Source organism: Georgenia sp. Marseille-Q6866 (genome assembly GCF_965111665.1).
Genome location: NZ_CBCOOR010000012.1, coordinates 77,462 through 90,007 on the forward strand (window position 1 = coordinate 77,462; position 12,546 = coordinate 90,007).

The 12,546-nt window shown below is 68.5% G+C and carries 1 protein-coding gene; it reads right to left on the minus strand.

The features are described from left to right. Positions 1–158 precede the first annotated feature (158 nt). Complete coding sequence (locus tag ACWPXV_RS11535) at positions 159–11,996, minus strand: PA14 domain-containing protein (RefSeq protein ID WP_454085363.1); 11,838 nt, start codon at positions 11,994–11,996, stop codon at positions 159–161. Positions 11,997–12,546: the final 550 nt, after the last annotated feature.

The following is a 12,546-nucleotide window of genomic DNA, read 5'->3' on the forward strand; positions in this document are numbered from 1 at the left end:
CGCACCACTCACGGGCGGTGGAGCGGTACGAACCGGGGGTCTTGAGGGCCGGTCCGCACCGCTACCGGGCGGTGGAGCGGTACGAACCGGGGTCTTGAGGCCCGGTCCGCACCGCTCTCGGGCGGTGGAGCGGTGCGGACCAGGGGTCTGGGAGGTGACTACCCCGCGGGGATCACCTCGATGGCGCTGACCTTCGGCTGGTCGACCGTGGCCGAGAAGTCGATGTCCAGGTTCCCGTCGGTGACGGTGATCGGGACGTCGACGACGTGGGCCGTCGCCGGTGCCACCTGCGAGTTGAGGTCGAGGTTGACGATCTCCGTCGCCCCGCCCTCGAGGTTGACGCTGAAGACGCGCTTGTTCAGGCCACCGGAACCACCACCGGGCGCCCCGTGGTAGATCTCGGCGAAGTGCAGCCGCACGATGTACTCGCCGCCGTTGACGCCGATGTCGTACCCGAACGTCCCCGCCGCGCTGCGCTCCGTGAAGTACAGCACGTCGTCCGTGGTCCCCGCGATCGAGGTCACCGACGAGTTGGAGAAGATCTTCCCGCCGTTGAACATCGTGTCCGCGAGCCACTGCACGCCACCGGTCGTCACCGCGCCACCGCCGGAGTTGATCCGGATCGGTGCCTCGTCGACATCCGGCAGCTCGACCTCCACCGGGGTGGCGGTCGTGGAGACCGTCCCGGAGATGTCGACGGCCAGTACCCGGTAGTACCCGGTGGCCGCGGCCGGCGTGCTCGCGTCGGTGAACGAGGTCCCGGTGACCGGGGTCCCCCCGGTCAGGCGGGACCACGGCCCGGACTCGGACAGCGCCCGCTCGACGTGGTAGCCGACGACGAGGTCCTCGTCGGTCGCGGTCCAGGACAGCTCGACCGACCCGTCACCGACCTCCGCCGCCAGTCCCGCGGGAGCGGCAGGCGCCGTCGCCGAGTGCGGGGTGACAGGCAGGACGTTGGTGATGAGGTAGACGTTGTCCTGGAAGTCGCAGTTCGTCGCACCGATGCCGCACTGGTTCGGCGAGCTGATGTAGTCGTGACCCACGATCCACGCCCCGGCCACCGCGTCGCCGTTCCGGTCGATGACCGGCCACGTCTTGGAGGCCATGTAGTTGGCGTTGTTCGTGGTCTGGCCACTGACGACGATCCCGAAGTTGCCGGACGGGTTGGCGGACAGCTGCGTCGGGTTGCCCTGGTTCGTCAGCGGGAGGATCGACTGCCCGTACGCCGCGGCGTGCGTGACGGTCGTCCCACCGATGTTGATCGTCTCCTGCTGCCCGCAGCAGCCGTGGAAGGCTGCCAGCTGGCGGACGACGACCGGCTGGCTCGGGTCCGCCTTCTTCCACTGCAGGGAGCGCACCTCGTCCCCGTTGAGGGGGGACGTCCGCATCTCGTCACCGTTCTTGAGGTTGCCGATGTCGGTCGTCCAGCCGTACAGCGCGGCGAGCTGGTTGAGGGAGAGCTCGTTCCCGCCCTCGGGCGCCGTCATGTACCCGCCACGGACCTGGATGGTCATGATCGGGTTCGTCGGGTCGCTCGAGGTGAGGACGAGCTGCGCGGCGCGGATGCCCTTGCTCCCGGAGTTCGCCGTGAAGGTGACCTCCAGGGGCAGGGAGTCCCCCGGCGCGACGACGAACGGGGCCGTCGGCGCGCCGGTGACGGTGAACTGGGTGGCGTTGCTGCCGCCCAGCGAGACGTCCGTGATGCGCAGGTCCTTGGTGCCGGTGTTGGTCACCGTGACGGTGGCCTTGTCGATGACCTTGTGGGCCACCACACCGCTGTTGATGCGGTGAAGGGTGATCCAGTCCTCGGACATCCCGGGGATCGGCGCACCCCCCTGACGCGTCGCCTGCTCGTTGCGGATGGACATCGTGCCGCCGACGTCGAGGATCTCCAGGGAGATCGCACGGACCGTGGTCCGCCCCTCGCTGTCGGTGGCCGTGACCTCCAGGACGTGCTCGCCCAGGCCCAGGGTGAAGGGCTCGGTGTAGTCCACCGGCTCCCCGCCGTCGACCGTGTAGGTGAGCGACTCGAGGGTCGAGCCACCGGGGGCGTCGGCCGAGATCGCGATCTCGGCCGGGCCACCGCTGTAGGAGTCGGCAAGCGCGACGCCGTTGGCGGTGACGGTGACGCTGGGCTTGAGGAGCGCCGAACCCGTGATGCGGATCCAGTTCACCTTGGTGTTGTCACCCGAGTTCGTCATCGTGAGCTTGCCGTCGGTGACGGTGACCGTCCCGCTGCCCGTCGTGAAGGGCGTCGCGTTGGAGGGAGCGAAGCTCTTGACGATCTCCACCCCCTCCACGGTCACGCCGTGGACGGAGTCGGTGTAGCCGGCGTCGCCGACCGACACCTCCACGCCGTATGTGCCGTTGCCCAGCGCGTACTCCCAGGTCCCGTTGGTGTAGGTGGGCTGGGTGGCGTTGTCGAGGAACGCGAAGGACTTGCGCACGTTCTCGGTCGGGAAGGCGATGCTGCCGGTGGGGGTGGCGCGGTAGCGCGTGGCTGCCGTCCGGTCCGCCGGCTGCCCGGTGGCGGCGTTGAGCCAGCCGTACCCGCGGGTCGCGGAGTACGCCTCACCGGCCTCCACCGTCCAGCCCGGCGTGGTCGGGGCCGTCGCCGGGGCGAAGGCCACCTGCACTGTCTCGGTGGGTGTGGGCTCCTCCCCGCCGAGGCCCTCACCGTCGATGGTCACCCAGGCGAGCTTGGTGTTGTGCCCACCGCTGGTGATCGTCAGGCGACCGTCGGTCACCTCCACCGTGCGCACGCCGGTCTGGTGCGGGTTGGTGTTCGTCGGGACGAAGCCGGTGATGACCGGCTGCCCCTCGGCGAGCACCGTGTGGGTGGAGTCGGTGTAACCCGAGTCACCCACGGCGGCCGCGACCTCGTAGGTGCCGTTGGGCACCTCGTACTCCCACGTCCCGTTCGTCAGCGACGTCACCTGGTTGTTGTCCAGGATCGTGAAGGTCTGCAGGAGCGGGTCGTTGATAAACGTGACGCCCGACGTCGGCCCCGTGCGGTAACGCATGGAGTCGGAGCGGTCGGCGGGCGAGGTGCCCACCAGCCAGCCGAACCCGGCCTCGGCGTCGAAGGCCGCGCCCGTGTCCGCCGTCCAGCCGGAGGGAGTCGGAGCCCCCGCCGTCTGGAAGTTGACCTTGACGGCGGCACCGTCACCCGGGTCGTCCGGGCCCTCGTCGACGTCGAGCGGGACGACGTCGATGTAGTTGATCTTCGTGTTGGTGCCGCCGACGGCGGTGACGGTGAGGAAGCCGTCCTCGACGTCGACGTCCGCCGTCGCCGTGGTGTGGCGCGTGTTCGAACCGGCGTTGCCGCTCGGCACGAACGGATCGATGACTCGCTCACCCTCGAGGTTGATGACGTGGCTCTCCGGGTCGGAGTTGACCGACGGGTCACCGGCGGCAACGGTCACGCGGTAGGAGCCCTCGGGGAGCGCGAGCTCCCAGTAGGCGTACGCCGAGACACCGTTGAACGTGTTGCCGTTGTTCGTCACGTCCTGCGACTGCATGTGCATGAGCGTGTCGAGCCGCTGGTCCGACTGCGAGGTGTTGCGGTCCCGGCCGTTGCCGGGCCCGCTCGTCCCGCCGACAGAGAGGTCGATGACCTGCCCGTTGGCCTGGTTCTTCCAGCCGTAGCTCAGGCCGGTGCCCTGGTCGGTGCGCGTCCGTGCACCAAAGGGCTGGCCGAAGTCACGCAGGTAGCCACTGGGCAGCGCGGCGGCCTCGTTGGAGAAGTTGATCCGGATCGGGTCACCGACCGGCTCGACGGGGGCCTCACCGGCGGGACGGACACCGGTGACGAGGAACAGGTAGTCCTGGTAGTCACCGTTGCTGGCGTCCTCGAAGGCCACGATGTAGGCGTTGCGGATGAGCGTGCCCTCGCGGTCCTTCGCCGGGTAGATGCGCGCCCGGTGGGCGTCCGCGGCCGGCGAGTTGAGCCGGTCCTCGGTGTAGCCGAACCGGTCGAACTTGTCGGAGCGGTAGAAGAAGCCGAACTCCGCGGTGCCCGGGTCGAAGTTCGTCGAGCCACCCGTCGTGATGGGCGGGAGGAGCGACTGGTACCCGGAGGTGTCGATCTGCGCGATGATGTTCCGCTCGGAAGCGCCGCCGTCACCCGTGTACCACCCGAAGGGCAGGTGCTCCTTCGGTGCGTAGTGCGCGAGCGGACGCATGTTGACGGGGGCGGTGCCGGCCTTGACGAACAGCGGCTCGAGCACCTCCTCGCCCCTGGCGGCGGGGTTCATGCCACCGGCCAGGTTGGTCCAGCCGACGTTCACGTTGTACCCGAGGGTGCCGAGGACGTTGTGCAGCGAGGGCTCGTTGCCACCCTCGATGCCCTGCATCGCCAGACCGTAGAGCCCGACGTCGATCGTCTGGTCCCCGCCGGTGAGGCGCAGGACCGCGGACCGCTGCCCCGCCGTCGACCCGGGCTTGAACGCCACCGTGATGGTGGTGCTCTGCCCGGCGGCGAGCGTCGTGGCGCCGCCGGTCACCGTGAACTCACCGGGGTGGGACCCGACGAGCGTCCGACCGAGGGTGACCGACTCCGTGGACTCGTTCGTCACGATGAGGGACTTGCCCGCCGACGTCGTGTTGACGACGGTCGAGTAGACGAGCTCGTCGGCCGAGACCGCCATGCTCGGGGCGCGCTGGTCCTCCGGCACACGCAGGAGGTACAGCTTCTGGTTCGACCCACCGCGGTCGTACTGGTTGACGTAGAGGTTTCCGTTGTTCGGGTCCTCCACGATCTCCAGCGGGTCGTCGAACCCGCTCACACCGGACATCGTCGTGTCCGGCACGCCAGTCAGACCAGCTGAGGTCTGCTCACCGAGCACCTCTCCGGTCTCCGAGTCGACCTGGAGGAACAGCAGGTCGTCGTTCTGAGAGAACCGGATGACGACGAGTCGGCCCTCGAGCTGCCCACCGAAGGTCTCGCTCTTGTACTCGAGCACACCGTTCGGGGACTTGTTGAAACCGAGGTTCCACTCGACACCGCGGTAGTTCGGGTCCGCCTTGACGCCCGAGGGGTACCTGCTGCCGCCCTGGCCCGCGTACTGCGGCGGGTTGGCCGGGTCGTTGCCCTCGTGCAGCACCCACTCGCACCGCTCGGGGTTCGGGTGGCCGTAGTAGCCGCCCTCCTCCACGCGGTAGAGGTGGTCCTGCTGCGTGGGGTGGCCCTTGATCGGCGGCACGTTCCCGCCGGTGTACTCCTCGCCGTCGATACGCCGGTCGAGGCAGGCCTCGGTGGCGTCCAGGCCGTCCACCTCGGAGAAACCGGGGATGCCGGAAGCAGCCTCGCGGGTGAACGTGCCGTCCGAGTTCACCGTGACGCCGGGGCTGTTCGCCCCGCCTGCCGTGCCGTTGGTGGGCACGTACAGGTGGCCGTTGCTGTGCCAGGCGAGGTCGTAGGCGTTACGGATACCCGTGGCGAAGATCTCCAGGGGAGCGTTCTCAGCGAACGGGTCGTAGGTGCCCCCGTCAGCCGTCTTGACGTCGATCGCCGGACCGCCGTCGATCGCCGCCGCCACCTGCGGGTGGTCCTGGTCGAAGACCAGGGTCGCTGCCGTCAGGAGCTTCTCCCCGCGCTGACCCCATGCGTCGTCGAGGTCACCAGCGGCCTGGTTGGAGCCCTGCAGGAAGTACAGGCGCCCGTCAGGGCCGTAGGCGATCGAGTTCGTGAGGTGGTCGGTGCGCGAGCGGGGCAGGCTGGTGAAGACCTTGTGCTCGGTCCCGAGGTCGTCACCGGTCAGCAGGCTGACGCCGCTGATCCACTCGTCGGTCTCGTTGCCGATGTTGGCGCTCGTGGAGGTGACCCACAGGCGCAGGTCGTCGGCGGTGGCGTCCCGGTCGAAGACCAGGCCGACCATCGCTCGACCCTGGTAGCCCAGGTTCGTCATGTTGGACAGCGTGCCGTCCTCGGCCACGTCGAACCGGAAGAGGCCCTGCCCGATGGTGGTGGCGTACAGCTTGCCGTCCGGTCCGAAGGCGAACGACGCCCAGTACTTCCCGGCCCCGATGGGCAGCTCCACCTGCTCGAACTCGATGTTCTTCAGCGGCGTGAACTCGTCGCTCCCCCCGCCTCCGATCTCGCCCTCACCGGTGGTGAACACCGACGTGAACGGAAGGAACGCGGCACCGAGGTTGTCCTTGACGTTGCTCGTGACGACGAACCGGTAGCCGGTGTTCGCCTTGAGCGGCTGGTCCGGGGACAGCGAGATGACGTCGTTGCCGCCGGAGGTGCCCACCTGCACCGGCACCTGCGTGCCCGAGGGCAGCTCGTACAGGTGAACGTTGCCCTGCAGGGTCGTCGGGTCGACGCCCACGCCGGCGTAGGGGATCCGGATGGTGGAGGACACACCGGCCGTGACGTCGTGGTCGACGCTGCGGTTGTCCGGGAGCACCGTGTCCACGTGCGGGGCGAGCGGCTGACCGACGACCTCGACGTAGGCGAGCTTGGTGTTCGTGCCGCCGACCGGGTTGATCGTCAGCGCGCCGTCCCACACGCCCACCGTGACGGTGGCGGTGCGGAACTGCTCGGCGTCGGTGGCGACGAAGGACTCGATACCGACGCCGGCCTCGATGTTGAGCACGTGTGTGGAGTCGTAGCCGTTGGTGCCCCGCTCATCGCCCACGGCGACGGTGACCTCGTAGAGGCCGTCCGGCACGGCGAGCTCCCAGGTGCCCGGGATGTCGACACCGTTGGTGCCGTCCACGTCGCCGTACTGCATGTGGATGATCGAGTTGAGGTTCGGGTCCACGTCGTCGTGCACGCGGATCCGGCCGTTGCCGACGAGCGAGACCGGGTTGCCGTCCTCGGTCGTCCAGCCGTAGGTCAGGCCGGTCCCCTGGTTGGCACCGGTGCGTGCGCCGAAAGGCTGGCCGTAGTCGAGGACATAGCCCTCGACAGGGGTCGCCGACGCCGTGGCGAAGTCGACCTTGACGTCGAGGGTGTTGGGCACGCGCGGCACCGCCATGACGACGTTCGACAGCTCCGACGTGTTGCCGGCCCTGTCCACCGCCTCGACGGCGTAGTGGTACGTGGTGCCGTTGGTGACGCTCATGTCCGTGTACGTCGGCTCGAGAACGAGTCCCTCACCGGAGACGACCTCCGTGGTGGTGCTGGTGCCCACCTCGGGCTCGAGGGCCCGGTGGATCCGGTACCCCGCAACGTCCTCGGAGTCGGACGCCGTCCAGGACAGGTCCACGACGCCGTCGCCGGCCGTGCCGGCGAGCTCGGCCGGGGCGGCCGGGGCCTCGGTGTCGGGCGTCTCGAGAATCTGTGCGACGACTTCGTTGGAGAGGTCGGACATACGACCCTCGCCGTCCACGGCGACGACCGCGTAGAAGTAGGCCTTCCCGACCTCGGCGGTGTTGTCGGTGAAGCTCGTCCCCATGACCGGGTCGGCCCCGGAGATCGGAGCCCCGTCGGCCGTCACGCCGGCCTCGGTACCGCGGTAGACGTAGTAGCCGACGACCGAGGTGGTGGCGCTCGCGGTCCACGTGACGCCGATGGTCTCGGCACCAGCCGAGGCAGCGACATCAGTGGGCGGGAGGATCTGCTCGAGCGTCACCTCGACCTCGTTGGAGGCCACGGACTCGTTGCCCGCGGCGTCGACGGCGGTGACGACGTAGTAGTACGTCTGGCCCGGGTCGACGTTCGGGTCGAAGAACGAGGTGTCGCCGAGGAGGGTCTCACCGGAGTAAGCAACACCCTCGGTGACGACGCCCTGCTCGAGGGAGCGGTAGACGCGGTAGCCGAGCGTGTCCTCGGAGACGCTGGCCTGCCAGCCGAGCTGGACGGTGTCCGTCGCCGTCGCGGTGAGAACCGTCGGGGCGACCGGGGCGGTGACGTCCACGGCACCGGTGCGCTCGTAGCTCACGGTGACGCGGGCGGCGCCGGCGGCCTCGAAGTACTCCACCACGAACTCGTGCGGGCCATCAGTGAGCTCAATCGAACCGGTGTGGAGCCGGGAATAGTCCCCCGTGCCCCACTTGTCGATCACAAGCTCGTCATCGACGTAGACGCGCACGCCGTCATCGGCCTGGGCCTGGAACTCATAGGTCCCCGCACCCTCGTTGACCGTCGTGGTGAACCGAGCAGAGAAGTCGTTGGACTCCAGACCAGCCGGGCTCCCGGAGTTGTACCAGTTCTTGTCGACCGCACTCAGGCACTCCCGAGAAACGGCCTCACCCTCCAGCTCACGACCATCGAAGTACTCCGCAGCCCACAGACCCGGCTCACACGCCGGACCCTCACCAGGCTGGACCTTGAAGTAGTCCACGGTGACGCGGGCGGCGCCGGCGGCCTCGAAGTACTCCACCACGAACTCGTGCGGGCCATCAGTGAGCTCAATCGAACCGGTGTGGAGCCGGGAATAGTCCCCCGTGCCCCACTTGTCGATCACAAGCTCGTCATCGACGTAGACGCGCACGCCGTCATCGGCCTGGGCCTGGAACTCATAGGTCCCCGCACCCTCGTTGACCGTCGTGGTGAACCGAGCAGAGAAGTCGTTGGACTCCAGACCAGCCGGGCTCCCGGAGTTGTACCAGTTCTTGTCGACCGCACTCAGGCACTCCCGAGAAACGGCCTCACCCTCCAGCTCACGACCATCGAAGTACTCCGCAGCCCACAGACCCGGCTCACACGCCGGACCCTCACCAGGCTGGACCTTGAAGTAGTCCACGGTGACGCGGGCGGCGCCGGCGGCCTCGAAGTACTCCACCACGAACTCGTGCGGGCCATCAGTGAGCTCAATCGAACCGGTGTGGAGCCGGGAATAGTCCCCCGTGCCCCACTTGTCGATCACAAGCTCGTCATCGACGTAGACGCGCACGCCGTCATCGGCCTGGGCCTGGAACTCATAGGTCCCCGCACCCTCGTTGACCGTCGTGGTGAACCGAGCAGAGAAGTCGTTGGACTCCAGACCAGCCGGGCTCCCGGAGTTGTACCAGTTCTTGTCGACCGCACTCAGGCACTCCCGAGAAACGGCCTCACCCTCCAGCTCACGACCATCGAAGTACTCCGCAGCCCACAGACCCGGCTCACACGCCGGACCCTCACCAGGCTGGACCTTGAAGTAGTCCACGGTGACGCGGGCGGCGCCGGCGGCCTCGAAGTACTCCACCACGAACTCGTGCGGGCCATCAGTGAGCTCAATCGAACCGGTGTGGAGCCGGGAATAGTCCCCCGTGCCCCACTTGTCGATCACAAGCTCGTCATCGACGTAGACGCGCACGCCGTCATCGGCCTGGGCCTGGAACTCATAGGTCCCCGCACCCTCGTTGACCGTCGTGGTGAACCGAGCAGAGAAGTCGTTGGACTCCAGACCAGCCGGGCTCCCGGAGTTGTACCAGTTCTTGTCGACCGCACTCAGGCACTCCCGAGAAACGGCCTCACCCTCCAGCTCACGACCATCGAAGTACTCCGCAGCCCACAGACCCTCAGGACATGCCGGCGCTGCAGGCGGCGTGGTGACGACGGCCTGGCTGGCTGCGGGGGTCGCGCTGCCGTCGCCCACGGCGACGACGAGGTAGTGGTAGGTGGTACCCGGCTGCACGTCCTGGTCGACGAGCGCGAGCCCGGTGACCGGCGTCGTGCCGTTGATCGGCTGGTCCGCCGTCGTGGCGGGGGCACCGATGCCGCGGTACACGTTGTAGCCCTCGGCACGCTCGGCCGCGTCCCAACGGAGCTCGATCGCGCCGTCGGTGCGGACGGTCGCGGCGACGCCACCGGGAGCGGCGGGAGCCTCGGGTGCCTGCTCGGGAACTGCGACCTCGACGGTCGCGACGTCGGACTCGCCGGCGTCGTTCATGGCGACGACGCCGTAGACGTATGTCGTCCCGGCGGTGACGTCCTCGTCGAGGTACGTCGGCTCGGTCACCTCCGCGAGGGGCTCACCCTCGGTGAGGGTGCCCTCGTCCTCGGAGCGGTACACGACGTAACCGGTGGCGCCGTCGGACTCCGTCCAGGACAGGCTGACACCGGACTCGGTGACGTCACCGGCGAGGTCCGCCGGTGCGGCGGGAGCGGTGGGCGCAGCGGGGACGTCGACGACGACGTGCTCGGAGATGGGCGACGTGCCGCCGGTGTTCACGGCGACGATGGCGTAGACGTAGCTCTCCCCCGCCTCCACGGTCTCGTCGAGGTACTCCGTGCCGGTGACCGGCTCGGAGTTGATCGGCGAGGCGTCGGCGAGCGAGTCCGCGTCAGCGGCGCGGAGCACGTTGTAGCTGTCGGCTCCCTCGCTTCCGCTCCACTCGACGGTCACGCCGGATGCCCCGTGCGTCGCGGAGACGTCGGAGGGAGCGGCCGGAGCGGCCACCTCATCGGCGTTGGCGTAGATCTCCACGTAGGCGAGCTTGGTGTTGTTGCCGCCCACCTGGTCGATCGTCAGCGTGCCGTCCTCGACCTCGACGGTGCCGACGACCTCGTCGAACTGACGGGAGGCGGTGCCGACGAACCCGTCGAGGATCGTCGTGCCCTCGGCACGCACCACGTGGGTGCTGTCGTAGTTGGCGCCGTCACCGACGGCGGTGACCACGGTGTAGCTGCCGTTGGGCAGGTCGTACTCCCAGACACCCTCCTCGACGGAGCCGTTGGGGATGTCCATGTGGGCGATCGTCGCGAGCCGCAGGTCAGGGGTGATCCCCGCACCTTCACGAAGGCGGACGTTGGCAGTGTTGTCGAGCGGGGTGCCATCGTCCGCGGCGATCCAGCCGAAGCCGCGGTCCGCGGAGTAGGCCAGTCCGGTGTCGGCGGTGTAGCCGGCGGGGGGACCGATGTCTCCGGTCTGGAAGTTGATCCTCTCGACCAGCTCGGCGTCGACCTCAGGAACGGTCGCCTCGGTCTCGGCAGGCGCCGAGACGCTCCCGTCGGAGTCAACGGCAACGATCGCGTAGTGGTACGTCTCGCCGACGAAGGTGGAGTCGTCCTCGAACTCCGGCGTCGTCAGCGGCGCGTCACCGCCCAGACCAGGGCCACTGGTCGCGACAGGAGTCGTCGTACCGCGGTAGACGCGGTAGCCCACGACGTCGGACGAGACGTCAGCGGCGTCCCAGCTGAGAAGGACGTTGGCGGGGCTTGTCACAGCCTCGAGTCCGGCCGGCGAAGCCGGCGGTGTCATCTCCTTGACGGAGAAGTCCGTGAACGAGTACGTGACCTCGCTGTTCGCCGGCATGTTCCGCTTCGTTGCGAAGATGCCGCCGAACGCGGTCACGTTCGGCACCGTGGCGCTGAGAAGAGTGGCGTCGATGAAGTTCTCCGGGAGCGCCAGCGGGGCTCCAAGGGACACCGCCGGACCGCTTCCGAGTCGGTAGGACCCGGTGATCGTCTCAGCGACTGCGTTGACGTCGAGCTGCAGGGTGACTGGGCCAGTACCCAGGGCAGCTGCCGTCGTCGTGAGCGTGCGCTGGTCGGTCGTCGCGTTCGGCACCGCCCCGTTCGTCTCGCGAGACAGCTGGATCTGGCGGCCCGAGGTGTTGCTCTGAGTGCCGTTACCGAGGACTGCCAGCTTCACGTAGTTGTCGTCGTTCGGGCCGAACCACAGGCCGCCCTGCGCGGAGCCGTACACACCGCTCGGGCTCTCAAGTGTGGTGGTGAAGCGCAGGATGGCGTCGGTCGCGTCGACACCAACTCCGAGAGTGTTGTCCTGCTTGTTGACGTCGCCGGTCGCACCGGCCGCGTTGGCGTGTGCGATTCCCTGAGTCGCGAGGATGTTGAGCTTGCTGTCGCTGACCGAGAGGTTCTGCGGCAGGTAGTACGTGCTGTCGGCGCTCGACGGCTGGATCATGGTGAAGCCGGTGCCGACGTCACCGGAGGTGTTGAGCCCGCCCTCGGTGCCGGTGAAGTCGAGCTCGACCGTGTTGTCCGGAGCTGCGATCGAGCCCGGGCCCAAGGGCGAGTACGGGGTGGTGGCCCACTCGCTCGGGTCTGTCGGGACCTCGTCGATGGGCAACCCCAGGGCGGAGGTCGCTCCGACCGTCATGGTGGCGAGGACAGCGAGGGCAGCGGAGCTCGCTACCACCTTCCGTTGTCCGTCGCGCGACCAGAGCCTGCTTCGTTGGCGCATCGTCACTCCTCTCAGTGCCGCGCACGGCTGACGGCCGCGCGCGTCTTCAGAAGTGCCGGGTGGGGACATGGAGGCATGGTGAACGTCCGTCTCTGTGAGGTGCTGGAGGGGCTGCCGGGCCCCCCAAAGCGACGGACCGGCAGCGCACCAGCAGAACAACACCTGGCGGCTCACTAGCGGCCAGGAGTCGCAGGTGACAGCGAGACGATCGGCTGCGGAAAGCGGGGTGACAGAGGCTGAGCGAGGGTGACTCGCTCGTGCGATTCGCTAGCCTCCCGTGAGGATCGCGCGCGCGAGGAACCGCGCCGCCGCGCCGGTCCGGGACCCCAGCCCCCCTCTTCCACCCCCTCCGGAGGGTGCCGTTCGGCCGCCGGTAGAGGCGTGGCAGTGCGCCCGGCCGGCGCAGCCACTCACCCCGATGGCAGCCCGCCCCTCGTCCTCGAGGCCGCCCCAGCGCCTGTTCGAG